The following is an 18005-nucleotide window of genomic DNA, read 5'->3' as shown; positions in this document are numbered from 1 at the left end:
GCGCGCGCTCGCGCCAAACCATTATCCGTCAAACACGACAATCATGTCACTTGGAACTGCGCGGTATTCACCCCGCATTTCTGCTCAGCCGTATCCCGAGAACGCGCTCTACACGGGCCAGAGCGGCGGCTCATCCATTAGTGCAACCTGCTCGCGCAGCTCGAGGATGCGGTCTTGCCAGTAGCGCTGGGTATTGAACCAGGGAAAAGCGGCGGGAAAGGCGGGATCGTCCCAGCGCATCGCCAGCCAGCCCGCGTAATGGACCAGGCGCAGCGTGCGCAGGGCTTCGACCAGGTAGAGCTGGCGCGGATCGAAATCGCAGAAGTCCTCGTAGCCGGCCAGCACGTCGGACAGTTGCCGCACCTGCTCATGGCGTTCGCCGGACAGCAGCATCCACAGGTCCTGCACCGCCGGGCCCATGCGGCTGTCGTCGAAGTCGACGAAATGCGGCCCGGCATCCGTCCACAGCACATTGCCGACGTGGCAGTCGCCATGCAGGCGCAGGAGCGGCACGGTGCCGGCGCGTTCGTAGCAGCGCGCCACGCCGGCCAAGGCCTGCTCGACGACGCTGGCCCAGGTCGCGCGCAGTTCGTGCGGGATGAAGTCGTGTCGCAGCAGGAAGTCGAAGGGCTCGCGTCCGAAGGTTTGCAGGTTCAATGTGGGCCGCTCGGCATAGGCCGATGTCGCGCCAAGCGCATGGATGCGCCCGATGAAGCGGCCGATCCACTCCAGCACCTTGGGGTCGTCCAGTTCCGGGGCGCGCCCGCCGCGGCGCGGAAAGACGGCGAAACGAAAGCCTTCGAAGCTGTGCAGCGTACGGCCGTCGATGATGTCGGCCGGCACCACCGGCACTTCCTGCTCGGCCAGATCGGCGACAAACGCGTGTTCCTCGAGGATGGCGGCATCGCTCCAGCGCGCCGGACGGTAGAACTTGACGACCACCGGCGGCCCCTCCTCGCGCCCGACCTGGTAGACCCGGTTTTCGTAGCTGTTCAGGGCCAGCAGGCGGCCGTCGCCGCGCAGGCCGACACTGTCGAGCGCGTCGAGCACGCGGCCCGGGTCGAGGCTGGAAAACGGGTGGCCGGCGTCGGGCGAAGTGGGGGTGGACTCGTTGTGCATGATCGTCATTGTAAGGCGGCGCGGCCTATTTCGCGCACTGCACGCCTCCAAGGCGTTACACTGGCAGCCTTTGGGAGCCGCCCGGTTCCCGCGCATCCGCAACGAAGACCCTGACATGCAACTCGAACAGCCCCTGACCGAAAAAGAATTCGACGAACTCGACCAATTCCTCCTCTCCGAGCGCAGCCCGGAAGACGCGATGACGATGGACACCCTGCACGGCTACCTGACGGCCATTGCGATCGGGCCGGAAACCATCATGCCGGCCGAGTGGCTGCCGCGTGTCTGGGGCGAGGACGGCAAGCAGGCGCCGAAGTGGAAGAATGCCAAGGAAGAAGAACGCATCCTCAACCTGATCATGCGCTTCATGAACGAAGTGCTGATCACCTTCGAGGTGGCGCCCAAGGAATTCGAGCCGCTCTACTGCGAGCACGAGCACGCCGGCCAGACCCTGATCGACGCCGAAGCCTGGTGCTGGGGTTTCTGGGAAGGCATGGAATTGCGCCCCGGCTCCTGGGACCCGATCTGGGAATCCGAGGTGGCCGAACTGATGCGTCCGCTCTACCTGCTGGGTGCCGACGAGATCGAGGAAGCCGAACTGCCGCTGGTCGAAGACCCTGTCAAGGCACACCAGCTGGCGCTGGAAATCGAAGCGAACCTGCCGGCGATCCACCGCTACTGGCTGCCGCTGCGCAAGGCCGCGGTCGAGACCGTGCGCCACGAGACGCCGAAGGTGGGCCGCAACGACGACTGCCCTTGCGGCAGCGGGAAGAAGTTCAAGAAATGCTGCGGGGCGGAGTCGGCGTGATTCCCGGCCTGTAGTACGGCTGGATGGAAGAACCGGGGTCTGCCCCGGTTTTTTTTCGCCCCTGACGCGGCTTGGACGGGTGCCCGGCCGGGAATGGCCGCCGCGCCTAGGCGTGCTCGATCCGCTCTTCGAGCAAGGCCGCCAGCAGGTCGGACTGGCTGACCAGCCCCACCATCACCCCGTCCTCCCCCGTGATCGCCACCTGGTGATAACCCTCGTCGCGCAGCAGCGGCACCAGCTGGGCCATCGGCGCGGCAACGTCGAGGGCCACCACGCGCTGGCGCATGGCGTCCTGCACGCGCGGCGCGGCGCCCGGCACCGGTGGCGCAGGCGCGCGATCCAGCCGGAATGGCGCAGCAGGTCCTCTTGCGCCAGCACCCCGCGCAGGTGGCGCGTCTCGTCCAGCACCGGCAGCGACTGCACCCGGTGGCGCAACAGCAGTTCGCGCGCATGCTCGAGCGTGTCGCGCGGGCCGAGGGCGATGATATGGGTCGACATCAATTCGCCGCAGGTGCGCTCCTTGAAGTGGCGCTGCAGCGCGATCTGGCGGGCGTCGTCGACGATCGCCAGCAAGTCGTCGCGGCTCACGTCCAGCACTTCGCCATAGCGCAGCAGCGCCGCTTCCGGTCTTCCTCCGTGATGCCGAGCCGCTCGGCGGGCAGCGCGTCGCCGGTGGCATGCACGTTGCGGTCGGCCGCGTGCGGCAGGTGCGGGTAGCGCCGGCCGGTGGCGTTGTTGTAGACGAGGGCGGCGCCGACGATCAGGGCCGAGTTCAGCGCCACCGGCATGAAGGCGAAGGCAAAGCCGGCGTCATGCACGGCCTGGCCGCCCAGCACCGCGGTGAGTGCCACCGCCCCGCCCGGCGGGTGCAGGCAGCGCAGCGCGAACATGGTGCCGATCGCCAGGGCGCCGGCCAGGGGCGCGGCCAGCGCCGGATCGGGCAGCAGGTGCGCGCAGGCGACGCCGACCAGGGCCGACACGGTATTGCCGCCCACGACAGACCGGGGCTGGGCCAGGGGCTGGCCGGTACGCAGAACAGCAGCACGGCGGAGGCGCCCATCGGGGCGACCAGCCAGGCCGACAGCTGCGGCGCGAGCAGGTGGGAAAGCAGGGCTGTGGCCAGCAGGCCAACGCAGGCGCCGGCAACGGCGCGCATGCGCTCGGCGCCGCTGGCGGCAAGCGGCTGCGGCAGGAAGCCGTGCAGCCACTGGACGAAGGTGACTCGCATTCCGTGGAAATTCCGGGCAAAGACGGCTATTACACCACAAGCGGCGTCGGCTTGCCCGGGACGCATAAGCGATGTCCCAGCCTTCGCCGGTACTCACGCGCTCCCCGGCATTCATGTACGATACCCAGCATTGTTCAGTATCTAAGTTCCGTATCCAACAACATCAACGACGAGGAGAACCCATGACCCGAGCTCTGCCATCCACCCTGCGCCTGCTGGCCGCCGCCTGCGCCGCCGCCTGCATCGCCGCTCCCGCTTTCGCCGCCGCGCCGATGGCCAAGACCCCTGCCCCGGGCTATTTCCGCACCATGCTGGGCGAGTTCGAGATCACCCCGCTGTCGGACGGAACGGTCGACCTGCCGGTGGAGAAACTGTTGAACCAGAAGGCCGACAAGACGACCGGCGCGCTGGCGAAAGCCCACCTGAAGACGCCGCTCGAAACCTCGGACAATGCCTTCCTCGTCAACACCGGCAAGAAGCTGGTCCTGATCGACACCGGCGCCGGGGCGCTGTTCGGCCCGACCCTGGGCAAGCTGCTGGCGAACATGAAGGCCGCCGGCTATACGCCCGAGCAGGTCGACGAGGTCTATATCACCCACTTCCACAGCGACCACCTCGGCGGCCTGCTGGCGCAGTCGAAGATCGCCTTCCCGAATGCAATCGTGCGCGCGTCGAAGCAGGAGGCCGATTTCTGGCTGAGCCAGGCGAACATGGACAAGGCGCCGGCGGAAGCCAGGGACTTCTTCAAGAACGCGATGGCCACGCTCGACCCCTACATCAAGAGCGGCAAGTTCAAGCCCTTCGACAGCGATGGCGAGCTCGTCCCCGGCATCCGCGTCCAGGGCGCCCAGGGCCACACGCCCGGCCACGCGACCTATGTGGTCGAAAGCGGCGGCAAGAAGCTGGTTCTCGTCGGCGACCTGATCCACGTGGCGGCGGTGCAGTTCGATAATCCGGCGGTGACGATCGGCTTCGACAGCGACCAGAAAGCGGCAGCCGCCGCGCGCAAGAAGGTGTTCGACGCCGCCGCCAAGGAGGGCGCGCTGATCGGCGGCGCCCACCTGCAGTTCCCGGGACTGGGCTACCTGCGCAGCGAGGGCAAGGGCTACCGCTGGGTCCCGGTCAACTACACGCAGATGCGCTGATCGCCTAGCGCCCCCGACGCGCTCGCTGCCGTTGGAGGCGAGCAGCGCGGCAAGCGCGTCGAAATCGACCGGCTTGACCGGTGGTGGGCAAACCCCGCTCCCGGGGCGGCGTGGCGGTCCGCTTCCTGGCCGTAGCCGGACACCGCCACGAGCAGCGCGCCCGCGCTCTCACGCTGCGCGCGCAGGCGCCGTGCCAGCTCGATGCCGTCCATGCCGGGCAGCCCGATGTCGAGCAGGCAGACGTCGGGACGCAGCGCGCGGGCCCGTTCGATGGCCGCCAGCGGCGCGTGTTCGACCGCGACCCGGTGTCCGGCCGCTTCGAGCAGCATCGCCAGGGTGGTGGCCGCGTCGATGTTGTCGTCGACGACCAGCACCGACATGCCGACGCCTCCCGCACGCGCCGGACGCGCGCCAGTCACAAGCGAGGGGAGCGCCCCGCCAGCGGCAGCGTCACCGTGAAAGTGCTGCCCCGCCCCGGCCCGGAGCTGGCGCAGGCCACCTCGCCGCCGTGCAGTTCGACCAGGTTGCGCACCAGCGCCAGGCCCAGTCCCAGGCCGCCCTGCGAGCGGTCCGAGGAACGCTTGGCCTGGGCGAACAGGTCGAAGGCGCGTTCCGTCAATTCGCGCTCCATGCCGATGCCCTCGTCGGCCACCGTCAGCACCAGGCGCTCTCCCTCTGGCCGCGCACTCACTTCGATGGCACGCTCGTCCGGAGAATACTTCACGGCATTGCCGAGCAGGTTGGACAGCACCTGCACCAGACGCGCACGGTCGCCTTCGACCACCAGCGGCGTCGACGGCAGGTGCACTCCCAGGCGCTGGCGCCGCGCCGCCAGTTGCGGGCGCACCTGTTCGATCGCTTCGTCGACGATGTTGCGTACGTCCAGCGGCACCTTGTCGAGTTCGATCAATCCACGCGTGACGCGCGACACGTCCAGCAAATCGTCCACCAGGCGTGTCATGTGGCGCACCTGGCGTCCGATAATGGCGCTGCTCTGGCGCACCCGGGTTTCGTTGAGTGCGCCCATGTCGAGCAGCTGGGCGGCGGCACTGATCGGCGCCAGCGGGTTGCGCAGCTCGTGCGCCAGCATGGCCAGGAATTCGTCCTTGCGCTGGTCGGCCGCCTTGAGCTTGCTCTCGGCCAGCTTGCGGTCGGTAATGTCGCGAAAGAAGATCGCCATGCCGCCGTCCTGGGTCGGGAAGGCGCGCAGTTCGTGCCAGCCCAGGCGTCCTTCGGCGTCCGGTACCCTGTGCTCGACGGCGCCGGGCACGCGCTCGCGCATGGTACGCATCAGCATCGCCCCCGCATTGGTCGCGGCCACCTCGGGAAACACGTCCCAGTGGTTGCGCCCGACGACCTCGGCGGCCGTCTTGCGGCAGATGCGCAGGCCTTCGGCATTCATCTCCACCAGGGTCCAGTCCGGCGCCACCCGCGAAAAACCTTCCAGCATGGTGTCGAAGATGTAGCGGCTGCGGTCGCGCTCGGCGCGCAGCTCGGCCTGGGCCCGTGCCGTATCGAGCGCGGCCCAGGTACGCTCGGCGGTATCGCGCGTAAAACGCACGTCGTTCGCGCTCCAGCGGTAGGGCTCGGCGCGATTCAGGCTGAGGAAGGCGACCAGGCGCCCGCCGCGCACCAGCGGCACGGTCAGCACGGCGCGGATGTTTTCCTCGATATAGCGCTGCGGGAAGCCGGCGGTGCGCGGGTCAAGGAAGGCATCGTCGATGATCAGGGTCTCGCCGGCGCGCAGCACCTTGATGAGCTCGGTGCCGAACTCGGCGATCGGGAAGCTTTCGCGCGACAGGTGTTCCATCCCCGGCCCGCTCCACTCGCGCGGCGTATGGAAGGTGCCGGCCTCGTCGTCCACTTCGGCATAGAGCGCGCGTGTCAGGCGCAGTTCCTGGCCGAGCAGCGCACTGGCCGTGGCCAGTACCTCGCTCGGGGCACTGAGGGGGCGCAGCGCGTCCGACAGTTTCAGTTCGAGCGCGGCGCGGCGCTCGGCCTGGACGCGGTCGGTGGTCTCGATGACGGTGCAGTACATGCCGGCGACGTTGCCGGCGGCGTCTTCCAGAGGCGCATAGGAAAAGGTGAACCAGGCCTGTTCGGGATAGCCCTGGCGCACGATGGTGAGCGGCAGGTCCTGGAAGAAGGCGGGCTTGTTCGACAGCGCCCGGTCGATGATCGGCACCAGGTCGTCCCAGATCTCGGCCCAGACCTGCTTGAAAGGCTGGGCCAGTGCGGCCGGGTGCTTGGTGCCCATGATCTGGGCATAGGCGTCGTTGTAGAGCAGGTGCAGCTCCGCGCCCCAGGCGACGAACATCGGGAACGAGGAGTTGAGCGTCATCCCGACCGCGGTCGCCAGTTCGGCGGGCCAACGGTCGGGATGGCCGAGCGGATGGCCGCTCCAGTCGCGCGCGGCAATGAGCGAGCGTACGGCCGACTGGGCCTTCGGTGAACCGCTATGGTGAATTCGGGGCATCCCGTGATTCTGGCACAGGACTGCACCGTGCTGGAACACAATTGTTATGTCGCTGAGCCGTATGAGCCAATGTGGATGGACGGCCGCGCGCGGCGGCCGATCCGTGGCGTGACTTACAGCTTGATGAAGTGCTCGCGGTAGTACTTGAGCTCTTCGACCGACTCGATGATGTCGGCCAGGGCCGTGTGCTTCTGGTGCTTCTTGAAGCCCGACGCCAGTTCCGGCTTCCAGCGGCGGCACAGTTCCTTCAGTGTCGACACATCCAGGTTGCGATAGTGGAAGAAGGCTTCCAGCTTCGGCATGCCGCGTGCCATGAAGCGGCGGTCCTGGCAAATGGTATTGCCGCACATCGGCGACTTGCCGGCCGGGACAAAGTTCTTGAGAAACGCGATCAGCGCGACTTCGGCGTCCGCCTCGGTGACGGTGGAGGCTTTCACGCGGTCGATCAGGCCGGACTTGCCGTGGGTGCCCTTGTTCCAGTTGTCCATCTTGTCGAGCGTTTCGTCGGACTGGTGGATGGCGAAGACGGGGCCCTCGGCCAGCACGTTCAGGTGCATGTCGGTGACGACGACGGCGACTTCGATGATACGGTCGGTGTCCGGGTCGAGCCCGGTCATTTCCATGTCGACCCAGACGAGGTTCATCTCGTTCGGGCGCCCGGCGGGCGTGGCAGGGGTTGCGGATACTGCGGAATCGGTGGCTTGTGACATAATTCTCTCTTTGCCTAATCAATCCTGCATTTTCTCACAGGCACTGAATGTCTTCACTCGCGTTTTCGGTTTTGTTCGTCGTTTTCCTGGTAGGCACGCTCGCCCTGCGCTTCTGGCTGTCCACCCGCCAGATCGGTCACGTGCTGCGCCACCGCGGCAAGGTGCCAAGCGAATTTGCAGCCAAAGTCTCGCTCGACACCCACCAGAAAGCCGCCGACTACACGGTTGCCCGCACCCGCTTCGGCATCGCCGGCCTCCTTTTCGGCGGCCTGACCCTGATCGGCTTCACGCTGCTGGGCGGCCTGCAGGCCATGTCGACTACCCTGCTTGGGTGGACCGGTCCCGGCATGCTACATCAGATCGCCCTGGTGACGGCGTTCGCCATCGTCTCAGGCTTGCTCGACCTGCCCTTCGATTACTACCGCCAGTTCGTGCTGGAAGAACGCTTCGGCTTCAACAAGATGCGCGTCTCGCTGTGGCTGACCGACATGGTCAAGGGCGCCTTGGTTGGCGCGGTCATCGGCCTGCCGCTGCTGTGGGTGGTACTGAAACTGATGGAAACCACCGGTTCGCTGTGGTGGCTGTGGACCTGGTTCGTCTGGAGCGGTTTCCAATTGCTGATGATGGTGCTGTACCCGAGCGTGATCGCGCCGCTGTTCAACAAGTTCACCCCGCTCGCCGACGAAGCTCTGAAGAGCCGCATCGAGGGCCTGATGGCGCGCGTCGGTTTCGCATCGAAGGGCCTGTTCGTGATGGACGGCAGCCGCCGCAGCGCCCACGGCAATGCCTATTTCTCCGGCTTCGGCGCAGCCAAGCGCATCGTCTTCTTCGATACCCTGGTCGAGCGCCTCGCGCCGCAGGAAATCGAGGCCGTGCTGGCGCATGAACTGGGCCACTTCAAGCTGCGCCACATCGTCAAGCGCATCGTCGTGATGTTCGCGCTGTCGCTGGCCTTCCTGGCGCTGCTCGGCTACCTGAAGGAGCAGGCCTGGTTCTACACCGGCCTGGGCGTGATGCCGCTGCGTTTGGCGCCGACGATGCCACCGAACGCGGACGACGCGATGGCCCTGCTGCTGTTCGCGCTGGTACTGCCGATCTTCACCTTCGTCCTTGGACCGCTCAATTCGATCACCTCGCGCAAGCACGAGTTCGAGGCCGACGCCTTCGCCGCGCAGCATAGCGACGCGCGCGACCTCGTGTCCGCCCTGGTGAAAATGTACGAGGACAATGCTTCGACGCTGACGCCCGATCCGCTGCACTCGGCGTTCTATGACTCGCACCCGCCGGCCTCGGTGCGGATTGCCCACCTGGGCGCCCAGATGCGCGCCGCCGGCGCATGAGCTCAGCTGTGATGCTGACCGACCTGCACTGCACCCACGGCGCACCGGCGCTCGGGAGCGACGAACTCGCATCGCTGCTGGCGCAGGTGCCCGACTGGCGCCTCGCCGGACCGCGCATCGAGCGTACTTACGCGTTCAAGGACTACCACGAAACCATCGCCTTCGTGAACGCGCTGGCGTGGATGGTCCACCGCGAGGACCACCATCCGGAGCTGACCGTGCGCTACCGCCACTGCGTCGTCGCCTACACCACCCATTCGGCGGGCAACGCCGTCTCCCTGAACGATTTCATCTGCGCGGCGAAAGCCGACGCACTCTACGAAGGACGAACCCGCGCATGAACGACAAGAAGAACAAAGGCGAGAGCAAGGGCGCGGCCGACGGCGGCGCCATGCGCGGCACCATCATCGCCGCCCACGGCCGCCATTACCTGGCCGACGCCGGCGGTGAACTGCTCCAGTGCGTCACCCGCGGCAAGAAGACCAACGTGGCGGTCGGCGACGTTGTCCACCTGAAGCGCACCTCGAACGACCAGGCCGTCATCGAGGACATCGCCGAGCGCAGCACCCTGCTCTACCGCTCTGACCAGTACAAGTCGAAGCTGCTGGCGGCGAACATCTCGCGCCTGTTCATCGTGGTGGCGACCGAACCGGGATTTGCCGACGACCTGGTCTCGCGCTCGCTGGTGGCGGCCGAGGCGGCCGGCATCGAGGCCCACCTGATCCTGAACAAGACCGACGTGACCGACCTGCTGCCGCGCGCGCGCGAACGTGCCGGCGTGTACGCTTCGCTCGGCTACCCGGTGCACGAGGTATCGGCACGCGCCCATCCCGAGCACGCACTGGAAGTGTTGCGGCCCCTGCTGGCCGGGCAATCGTCGATCTTCATCGGCCAGTCGGGCATGGGCAAGTCCTCGCTCATCAACCTGCTGGTGCCGGACGCCGACATCGCCGTGCGCGAAATCTCGGCGGCGCTCGACACCGGCAAGCACACCACGACGTTCACGCGCCTGTACTGGTTGCCTGGCGAGGCAGGTGAAGGCGCAGCCATCATCGATTCACCCGGCTTCCAGGAATTCGGCCTGTATCACCTGTCAGAAGGCATGCTGGAACGGGCCTTTGTCGAGTTCAAGCCCTACCTCGGCGGCTGCAAGTACTACAACTGCCGCCACCTGGCCGAGCCGCAATGCGCCGTGCTCGAGGCTGTCCGCGAGGGCAAGATCGCCAAGCACCGCCACGAGCTGTACGGACAGCTGCTCCACGAATCCGCGCAGACCTTGTACTGACAACCAAAGGGCCGGGGTCAGGTCTGACATTCGGACACGAGCTCTGCCTTGCTTGAGAAACAATGGGTAAGTGCTGGGGTCAGGTCTGACATTCGGACACGGACTCAGCCTTGCTCGAGAAAAGCGCGCTTGCCTGGCCCTGATACGCTTGAGGTCGTGTCCAAATGTCAGACCTGACCCCAGACCTGCGCCCTGACAACCAAAGGGCCGGGGTCAGGTCTGACATTCGGACACGGGACTCAGCCTTGCTCGAGAAAAGCGCGCTTGCCTGGCTCTGATACGCTTGAGGTCGTGTCCAAATGTCAGACCTGACCCCAGACCTGCGCCTTGGCGCCACAAATGACGCACTGCCGCATATCTTGTAGAAACCCTCTATAATCAGCTGGATAACAGCATCCAAGACACGATATGCCAGGCGCCGACGCGATCAAGCCGATCAAACATTTTCTGCAGTTCTCCGACTTCTCCCTCGACGAATTCGAATACGTCATCGAGCGCGCGAAGGTCATCAAGCGCAAGTTCAAGGCCTACGAGGTCTACCACCCGCTGGTCGACCGCACGCTGGTGATGGTGTTCGAGAAGAGCTCGACGCGCACGCGCCTGTCCTTCGAAGCCGGCATGCACCAGCTGGGCGGCGCGGCGATCTACCTGAACACGCGCGACAGCCAGCTGGGTCGCGGCGAGCCGGTGGAAGACGCGGGCCAGGTGATGAGCCGCATGTGCGACATCATCATGGTGCGCACCTTCGGCCAGGACATCATCGAGCGCTTCGCGGCCCACTCGCGCGTGCCGGTGATTAATGGCCTGACCAACGAACACCATCCCTGCCAGGTGCTGGCCGACATCTTCACCTTCTACGAGCACCGCGGCCCGATCGCCGGCAAGCTTGTTGCCTGGATCGGCGACGCCAACAACATGCTCTACTCCTGGCTGCAGGCGGCTGAAGTGTTCGGCTTCCACCTGAATATCTCCACGCCACAGGGCTACGACCTCGACCCGGCGCTGGTCTCCACAAACCGCTACACGCGTTTCGACAACCCATCGGATGCCTGCGAAGGCGCGCACCTGGTCAGCACGGACGTGTGGACCAGCATGGGTTTTGAAAAGGAAAACGCCCAGCGCCTGAAGGACTTCGACGGCTTCATCGTCGATGCCGCCAAGATGGCGCGCGCCAATCCGGATGCCATCTTCATGCACTGCCTGCCGGCCCACCGCGGCGAGGAAGTCGCGGCCGAGGTGATCGACGGACCGCAGTCGGTGGTCTGGGATGAAGCCGAAAACCGCCTGCACGTGCAGAAGGCACTGATCGAATACCTGCTGCTCGGCAGGTTGGAGACCACCTGATTATTGTTAGTTGAACCCTGCAGCACCTTTAGTTTGATCGTCGGTCCCGCTGTTTTTGGACAGCGGGCCGGCTGACCTACCCACCTCCCTCCACACTGGAATCTCCATGAGCGACATCAAAAAAGTAGTTCTCGCCTACTCGGGCGGCCTCGACACCTCCGTCATCCTGAAATGGCTGCAAGACCATTACGGCTGCGAGATCGTGACCTTCACGGCCGACCTCGGCCAGGGCGAAGAACTCGAGCCGGCACGCGCCAAGGCCATCAAGTTCGGCATCAAGCCGGAAAACATCTACATCGACGACGTGCGCGAGGAATTCGTGCGCGACTTCGTGTTCCCGATGTTCCGTGCTAACACCGTCTATGAAGGCGAGTACCTGCTGGGCACCTCGATCGCGCGTCCCCTGATCGCCAAGCGCCTGATCGAGATCGCCAACGAGACCGGCGCCGATGCCGTCTCGCACGGTGCGACCGGCAAGGGCAACGACCAGGTGCGCTTCGAGCTCGGTGCCTATGCGCTCAAACCCGATGTGAAGATCATCGCCCCATGGCGCGAGTGGGACCTGCTGTCGCGCGAAAAATTGCTGAAGTACGCGGAGGACGCCGGCATCGCCGTCGACATGAAGCACAAGAACGGCGGCGCGCCCTATTCGATGGATGCCAACCTGCTGCACATCAGCTTCGAAGGCCGCCACCTGGAGAACCCGAGCGCGGAAGCCGAGGAATCGATGTGGCGCTGGACGGTGAGCCCGGAAGCGGCACCGGACGAAGCCGAGTACCTCGACATCGAATACGAGCGCGGCGACATCGTCGCGCTGAACGGCAAGCGCATGTCGCCCGCCGAAGTGCTGACGGAGCTGAACCGCCTGGGCGGCAAGCACGGCATCGGCCGCCTCGACCTGGTGGAAAACCGCTACGTCGGCATGAAGTCGCGCGGCTGCTACGAGACCCCGGGCGGCACCATCATGCTGCGCGCCCACCGCGCGATCGAATCGATCACGCTCGACCGCGAAGTGGCGCACCTGAAGGATGACCTGATGCCGCGCTACGCCTCGCTCATCTATAACGGCTACTGGTGGGCGCCGGAGCGCGTCGCACTCCAGACGCTGATCGACCACACCCAGGCGACCGTGAACGGCTGGGTGCGCATCAAGCTCTACAAGGGCAACGTGATCGTGGTCTCGCGCGACTCCAAAACGGACTCGCTGTTCGACATGAACATCGCTACTTTTGACGAGGACGGCGGCGCCTACAACCAGGCCGATGCGGGCGGCTTCATCAAGCTCAACGCGCTGCGCATGCGCATCGCGGCCAAGGCGCGGGCCAAGCGCGGGCAGTAATCTCGCCGCGCAGGAACGACAGCCGCCTCCGGGCGGCTTTTTTGTCGCTTTTCGTAGGGTGGGATAATCGAGGCGGGGCCTCGATTACCCCACCCTGCAGGTTCACGCGTTGCGTAAATCGTCCACCGGCTTGCTGCCGAAACGCGGCGCCAGCAGGTAGTCGACCAGCGCGCACGCGCAGGCTTCGGGCGAATTCAGTCCGCCCTGGGCCTTCAGTTGCACGAAGCGTTCCTTCATCGGAAAGCGCGATTCCGGCGTGGCGCGGATCTCGGCCTGCATGCCGGTGTCGATCACGCCCGGCGCCAGGCTGCAGCAGCGCACGGACGCGTCGCCGTCCAGCGCCACCGCCTCGGCATGGCGGTCGAGCGCAGCCTTGGTGGCGCAGTACACGCTCCAGCCGGGATAGGCGCTGCGTCCGGCACCGCTCGACACGTGCAGGATGCGCCGCTCGGCGCCGTTCGACGCGCGGACGGCGGCGGCGGCCAGCGCCAGCGGCGCCGCCACGTTGACCGTCACCGCTTGCACGGCGGCTGCAGGATCCTGCTCGGCCAGCGGCCCCACCGGCCACACCACGCCGGCATTGTTGACCAGCAGGACCATGTCGCTGCCCTGCACCCAGCTTGCCAGCGTGCCGCCCGCCAGGAAGGCGGTCAGCGCGGCCGGGTCGGCCAGGTCGAGTTCCACCGCCTGCAAGGCATCGGGGAAGCGCGCAGCCAGATCGGGCGCCCGTCCCCGCGCCAGGCCCAGCACAGGGATCCCGCGCCCGAGCAGTTCGGCGGCGATGGCCGCGCCCAGGCCTTTCGAGTATCCGGTAACGATTGCTTTCATGGTGTTTCTCCTTGCGAATTGGCGCAAGCATAACGGATCACGCGCAGGCCTTCGATTCCGTTGTAAGCCAGCAGCGGCCGTCGCCAAAAAGCAACATTCCGACGATACCTCGGGGTAGAATCGAGGTTCATGCTCACCTCAGCCAATCCGATGCCATCCACCTCCGCCGTCCAGTTCCAGAACGCTCCCTGCCGCGTGTTGCTGGTCGGCGCGCCGCCTGCCGCCGCCGCCTTGCGCGAGATGCTTGCCGGCGTCGACGACATCGAACTGGTCTTGACCGACGCCGAGCGCGCGCTGGAACAGGTGGCGAGCCTGCGTCCTTCGCTGATCGTGCGCGCGCTGGCCGACGCCGACGACCACGCTTTCCTGCACGCCTGCCGCGACGACAGGCGCTCGCGCGAGCTGCCTCTGCTGGTGCTGGCACCGCAGGCAAGCGACGATGCCGCGGCGCAGGGCCGCGAGGCCGCCTTCGCCGCCGGCGCCAGCGACTACCTGGCCGGCCTGCCGAGCCGCACCGAAATGCTGGCGCGCCTGCGCTACCATGCGCTTGCTTCGCGCGCAGCGCTGGAGCGCGACGATGCCCTGCGCCGCCTGCGCCAGACAGAAGAAGCGCTGGCGCGCATCCAGGCCGAGCTCGACCGCCTGGCCGGCTACGACAACCTGACCGGGATTCCGAACCGCCGCCGTTTCGAAGAGGTCGCGCAGGGCGAATGGCAGCGCGCGCGCCGCAGCAGCCAGCCGCTGTCGCTGCTGCTGTGCGACGTCGACAATTTCGATTATTTCAACGAGCGTTTAGGGCGCGACGCGGGCGATATCTGCCTGCGCCGCCTGGCTGGCGTGCTCACCGGCCAGCTCAAGCGCGCGGCCGACGTGGCGGCGCGTTTCGACGGCAAGCAGTTTGCGATCCTGCTGCCCGACACGGGCCTGGACGGCGCGGTGCAGGTGGCAGAGGCCTGCCGCGCCGCCATCGAGCGCCTGGCCCTCTCGCATCCGGAACCGCAGCGCCGCATCGTCACCATCTCGGTCGGCGTGGCCACCACGGTGCCGCAGGACGATGCCCAGTTCGAGGGCGTGGTAACGCGCGCCGGCGAGGCGATCGAAGCGGCCAAGGCGCGCGGGCGCAACCGGGTGGTGGCCTTCAGGGCCTAATTGCCCGAGGCCGGGTGCGGGCGAGCAGTTCGCACTGCCCGTCGTTTGACGGGTCCTCCCGGCCGTCCGCCAGCACCCCGGACTCATTGCCTCACACGAACACCGGCTCCGGCTCCAGTGCCACCCCGAAGCGTGCCAGCACATCGTCCTGGATCGCCCGCGCCAGCGCCTGCACCTCGGCCCCGGTCGCGCCGCCATTGTTCACCAATACCAGCGCCTGCCTCGGATAAACGCCGGCCGCGCCCAGGTTTTTCCCCTTCCAGCCGCATTGGTCGATGAGCCAGCCTGCGGCCAGCTTCTCGCTGCCGTCGGGCTGCGCATGGTGCACCAGTTGCGGGAAACGCTCCAGCAGCGCCGTGCACTGCGCCGCGCTGACGACCGGATTCTTGAAGAAGCTGCCGGCATTGCCAATGTCGGCCGGGTCGGGCAGCTTGCGGCGTCGGATGGCAACGACCAGGTCGCTGACCTGGCGCGGCGTCGGGTCGGCCAGGCCGGCGGCCTCGGCGGCCTGGGCCAGCTCGGCGTAGCGCAGGTTCGGCCGCCAGGCGCGCGGCAGCGCAAAAGTGACGTCGAGCACGACCAGGTCCGCGCCTTCGGGATGCTTGAACAGGCTGTCGCGATAGCCGAAGCGGCAATCGGCAGCTGCCAGCACCCGCCGTGCGCCGCTGGCCAGGTCGTAGGTCGTGAGCGAATGGAACACATCCTTGATTTCGAGCCCGTAGGCCCCGATATTCTGGATCGGTGCGGCGCCGACCGTGCCGGGGATCAGCGACAGGTTTTCCAGCCCGCCCAGGCCCTGGGACAGCGTGAAGTCGACGAAGGCGTGCCAGTTCTCGCCGGCGCCGGCGCGTACGAGCACGGCATCGCCCTCCTCGCCCACGATTTCGCGACCGGGGATGGCCATGTGCAGCACCAGTGCCTCGACATCGCGCGTGAGCAGCACGTTGCTGCCGCCGCCGAGCACGAAACGGGGCAGGCTCGCGGCTTCCGGGTCCTGGCGCAGCCCGTCGAGCTGGGCGGGGTCCGACACGCGCAGGTAGCGGCGCGCCCTTGCCGGCAGGCCGAAGGTATTGAAAGCTTGCAGCGAAACGTCGTGTTCGATCGGGAGCGTGGAGTGCATGGTGTCGGGATGGGCAAAGGCGAAAACGGGTCGATTATAGGGGTAAGCCCTGTCCTGACGGCAAAAACGGTCGTTCTATTCCGGCCAGTCCGTTAAAATACTGCCACTTATGAATTTGCAATAATAGAGAAACCCGAAAAGGAACCGCCATGCCATCGTTTGACGTGGTCTGCGAAGCAGACATGGTTGAAGTAAAGAATGCCGTTGAGCAATCGAACAAGGAAATCACCACCCGCTTCGACTTCAAGGGCAGCTCGGCCAAGGTCGAGCAGAAGGAACGCGAACTGACTCTGTTCGCCGACTCCGACTTCCAGCTGAGCCAGGTGAAGGACGTGCTGGTCAATAAAATGACCAAGCGTAAGGTCGACGTCCGCTTCCTCGACGAGGAAAAGGTCGAGAAGATCGGCGGCGACAAGGTCAAGCAGCTCATCAAGGTGCGCAACGGCATCGAGACCGAAGACGCCAAGAAGATCACCAAGGCGATCAAGGAAAGCAAGATGAAGGTGCAGGCCTCGATCCAGGGCGAAACCGTGCGTGTCACCGGCGCCAAGCGCGACGACCTGCAGGCGGCCATGGCGCTCTTGCGCAAGGATGTGCAGGACCTGCCGCTGGCGTTCAACAATTTCCGCGACTAATGGATCGCTCGTGTCGTGCGGGGTCCGCGAACGCGGCCTCCTGCGTCGCTTTGCCCCGCTCCATCGTCCCATGCCTCGCGCTGCCCTCTTTTTGCTTGGGGTAGAATAAAGGCAGCAAAAAACTTGCTCGCGTGCGCCCGCCCGTCGTGGCCTGCCCGCCGGACAAGCGCAACTTCGGTAGTCTAAGGATAGCAATGAAACGTGTTGATGATTTCCGCCTGCGTCTGGGCAACAAGGAATACGTGCCCATCATGATTGGCGGAATGGGCGTGGACATTTCGACCTCCGAACTGGCGCTGGAAGCGGCGCGCCTCGGCGGCATTGGTCACATCTCGGACGCCATGGTGCAGGACGTGTCGGACCGCAAGTTCGACACCACCTTCGTCAAGGACAAGACCAAGCTCTACAAGTTCAACATCAACAACATGGACAAGGCGGTGGTGCAGTTCGACCTCGAGCGCCTGGCCGAAGCGACGCGCCTGCACGTGGGCGCTACCATGGCGGCGAAAAAGGGCGATGGCCTGATTTTCGTGAACTGCATGGAAAAGCTGACCATGAATGCGCCCAAGGAAACGCTGCGCACGCGCCTGTCTTCGGCCCTGGACGCCGGCATCGACGGCATCACCATGTCGGCCGGCCTGCATCTGGGCTCGTTCGAACTGATCAAGGACCATCCGCGCTTCCGCGAAGCCAAGCTGGGCATCATCGTGTCTTCGGTCCGCGCGCTGCAGCTATTCCTGCGCAAGGTGGCGAAACTGAACCGCCCGCCCGATTTCATCATCGTCGAAGGCCCGCTGGCCGGCGGCCACCTTGGCTTCGGTTTCGACTGGAAGAACTACGACCTGCACCTGATCATCGACGAAATCCTCGCCTATATGCGTGCGGAAAACATCGATATTCCCCTGATCGCGGCCGGCGGCGTGTTCACCGGTTCCGACGCCGTGGGTTTCCTGGAAAAAGGCGTGGGCGGCGTGCAGGTGGCGACCCGTTTCACCGTCACCCACGAGTGCGGCCTGCCCGACAACGTCAAGCAGGAATACTTCCGCGCCAGCGAGGAAGACATCATCGTCAACGGCATCTCGCCGACCGGCTACCCGATGCGCATGCTCAAGAGCACGCCGGCGATCGGTTCCGGCATCCGCCCGGGCTGCGAATCCTACGGCTACCTGCTGGACGCCACCGGCAATTGCGCCTACATCAATTCGTACAACCGCGAAGTGCTGGCCAATCCGGATACGAAGACGGTATCGGTGATGGACAAGACCTGCCTGTGCACGCACATGCGCAACTTCAATTGCTGGACCTGCGGCCACTACACCTACCGCCTGAAGGACACCACCCACAAACTGGCCGACGGCAACTACCAGATCCTGAGCGCGGAACACGTGTTCAAGGACTACCAGTTCAGCGTCGACAACGAGATCGCCTTGCCGCCGAAACAGGAAACCGTGGCAGCCTGAAGCAATACCGGGCCCGGCC

The 18005-nt window shown here is 65.8% G+C and carries 18 protein-coding genes and 1 pseudogene; 10 read left to right on the top strand and 9 right to left on the bottom strand.

The window, feature by feature from the left end; genetic code table 11:
* Positions 1-108: 108 nt before the first annotated feature.
* Positions 109-1119: a serine/threonine protein kinase gene (locus tag G4G31_RS11980; RefSeq protein ID WP_182991589.1), complete on the bottom strand. Its 1011-nt coding sequence runs from the start codon at positions 1117-1119 to the stop codon at positions 109-111.
* A 115-nt stretch (positions 1120-1234) separates the two neighbouring features.
* Here G4G31_RS11980 and G4G31_RS11975 point away from each other — a divergent pair, with 115 nt between their 5' ends.
* Positions 1235-1927: a UPF0149 family protein gene (locus G4G31_RS11975; protein WP_182991588.1), complete on the top strand. Its 693-nt coding sequence runs from the start codon at positions 1235-1237 to the stop codon at positions 1925-1927.
* Positions 1928-2033: 106 nt separating this feature from the next.
* Here G4G31_RS11975 and G4G31_RS25915 read toward each other — a convergent pair whose 3' ends face one another.
* From G4G31_RS25915 to G4G31_RS25905, 3 genes and pseudogenes are all read right to left on the bottom strand, one after another.
* Positions 2034-2174, bottom strand: coding sequence for a CBS domain-containing protein (locus G4G31_RS25915; protein WP_229425557.1), 141 nt, complete (start codon positions 2172-2174; stop codon positions 2034-2036).
* Between the two features lie 161 nt (positions 2175-2335).
* A pseudogene (locus G4G31_RS25910) lies at positions 2336-2425 on the bottom strand (hypothetical protein); the annotation flags it as partial.
* Between the two features lie 86 nt (positions 2426-2511).
* Complete coding sequence (locus tag G4G31_RS25905) at positions 2512-2922, bottom strand: HPP family protein (RefSeq protein ID WP_229425556.1); 411 nt, start codon at positions 2920-2922, stop codon at positions 2512-2514.
* Between the two features lie 415 nt (positions 2923-3337).
* On the opposite strand from G4G31_RS25905, the gene G4G31_RS11965 reads away from it, so the two are divergent.
* Positions 3338-4300 (top strand): MBL fold metallo-hydrolase, encoded by a 963-nt coding sequence (locus tag G4G31_RS11965; RefSeq protein ID WP_182991587.1) that lies wholly within the window; start codon positions 3338-3340, stop codon positions 4298-4300.
* Here the strand turns inward: G4G31_RS11965 and G4G31_RS11960 are convergent.
* The 3 genes from G4G31_RS11960 to orn all read right to left on the bottom strand — a co-directional run bounded on the left by G4G31_RS11960 (position 4282) and on the right by orn (position 7486).
* Positions 4282-4680 carry a response regulator gene (locus G4G31_RS11960; RefSeq protein ID WP_182991586.1) on the bottom strand — a complete coding sequence of 133 codons (399 nt, stop codon included), beginning with the start codon at positions 4678-4680 and terminating at the stop codon, positions 4282-4284. The genes G4G31_RS11965 and G4G31_RS11960 overlap by 19 nt on opposite strands.
* 35 nt (positions 4681-4715) lie before the next feature.
* Positions 4716-6776: an ATP-binding protein gene (locus G4G31_RS11955; protein WP_182991585.1), complete on the bottom strand. Its 2061-nt coding sequence runs from the start codon at positions 6774-6776 to the stop codon at positions 4716-4718.
* Between the two features lie 113 nt (positions 6777-6889).
* A complete protein-coding gene (orn, locus tag G4G31_RS11950) occupies positions 6890-7486 on the bottom strand; it encodes an oligoribonuclease (protein ID WP_182991584.1) in 597 nt (198 codons plus the stop codon).
* A gap of 47 nt (positions 7487-7533) precedes the next feature.
* Here orn and G4G31_RS11945 point away from each other — a divergent pair, with 47 nt between their 5' ends.
* The 5 genes from G4G31_RS11945 to G4G31_RS11925 all read left to right on the top strand — a co-directional run bounded on the left by G4G31_RS11945 (position 7534) and on the right by G4G31_RS11925 (position 12794).
* On the top strand, positions 7534-8826 hold the full coding sequence (locus tag G4G31_RS11945; protein ID WP_182991583.1) for a M48 family metallopeptidase: 1293 nt from the start codon (positions 7534-7536) through the stop codon (positions 8824-8826).
* Positions 8823-9167: a 4a-hydroxytetrahydrobiopterin dehydratase gene (locus tag G4G31_RS11940; RefSeq protein ID WP_229425555.1), complete on the top strand. Its 345-nt coding sequence runs from the start codon at positions 8823-8825 to the stop codon at positions 9165-9167. Before G4G31_RS11945 ends, G4G31_RS11940 begins: the two co-directional genes overlap by 4 nt.
* Complete coding sequence (gene rsgA, locus G4G31_RS11935) at positions 9164-10111, top strand: ribosome small subunit-dependent GTPase A (RefSeq protein ID WP_182991582.1); 948 nt, start codon at positions 9164-9166, stop codon at positions 10109-10111. Before G4G31_RS11940 ends, rsgA begins: the two co-directional genes overlap by 4 nt.
* Positions 10112-10519: 408 nt before the next feature.
* Positions 10520-11455, top strand: coding sequence for an ornithine carbamoyltransferase (gene argF, locus G4G31_RS11930; RefSeq protein WP_182991581.1), 936 nt, complete (start codon positions 10520-10522; stop codon positions 11453-11455).
* 106 nt (positions 11456-11561) lie between these two features.
* On the top strand, positions 11562-12794 hold the full coding sequence (locus G4G31_RS11925) for an argininosuccinate synthase (RefSeq protein ID WP_182991580.1): 1233 nt from the start codon (positions 11562-11564) through the stop codon (positions 12792-12794).
* Positions 12795-12896: 102 nt separating this feature from the next.
* Here G4G31_RS11925 and G4G31_RS11920 read toward each other — a convergent pair whose 3' ends face one another.
* Positions 12897-13622 carry an SDR family oxidoreductase gene (locus tag G4G31_RS11920; protein ID WP_182991579.1) on the bottom strand — a complete coding sequence of 242 codons (726 nt, stop codon included), beginning with the start codon at positions 13620-13622 and terminating at the stop codon, positions 12897-12899.
* 150 nt (positions 13623-13772) lie between these two features.
* On the opposite strand from G4G31_RS11920, the gene G4G31_RS11915 reads away from it, so the two are divergent.
* Positions 13773-14771, top strand: a complete 999-nt coding sequence (locus G4G31_RS11915) for a diguanylate cyclase domain-containing protein (protein WP_182991578.1) — start codon at positions 13773-13775, stop codon at positions 14769-14771.
* A 91-nt stretch (positions 14772-14862) separates the two neighbouring features.
* On the opposite strand, the gene murB is transcribed toward G4G31_RS11915, so the two are convergent.
* On the bottom strand, positions 14863-15891 hold the full coding sequence (gene murB, locus G4G31_RS11910) for a UDP-N-acetylmuramate dehydrogenase (protein WP_182991577.1): 1029 nt from the start codon (positions 15889-15891) through the stop codon (positions 14863-14865).
* A 149-nt stretch (positions 15892-16040) separates the two neighbouring features.
* Here murB and G4G31_RS11905 point away from each other — a divergent pair, with 149 nt between their 5' ends.
* Positions 16041-16526 carry a YajQ family cyclic di-GMP-binding protein gene (locus G4G31_RS11905; protein WP_182991576.1) on the top strand — a complete coding sequence of 162 codons (486 nt, stop codon included), beginning with the start codon at positions 16041-16043 and terminating at the stop codon, positions 16524-16526.
* Between the two features lie 194 nt (positions 16527-16720).
* Positions 16721-17986 (top strand): nitronate monooxygenase, encoded by a 1266-nt coding sequence (locus G4G31_RS11900; protein ID WP_182991575.1) that lies wholly within the window; start codon positions 16721-16723, stop codon positions 17984-17986.
* The last annotated feature ends 19 nt before the right edge of the window (positions 17987-18005 follow it).

This window comes from Massilia sp. Se16.2.3, assembly GCF_014171595.1.
In the GTDB taxonomy this organism is placed as follows: domain Bacteria; phylum Pseudomonadota; class Gammaproteobacteria; order Burkholderiales; family Burkholderiaceae_D; genus Telluria.
Note: the sequence above shows the minus strand (reverse complement) of the source record. Positions and strands in the feature narration are given on the sequence as shown.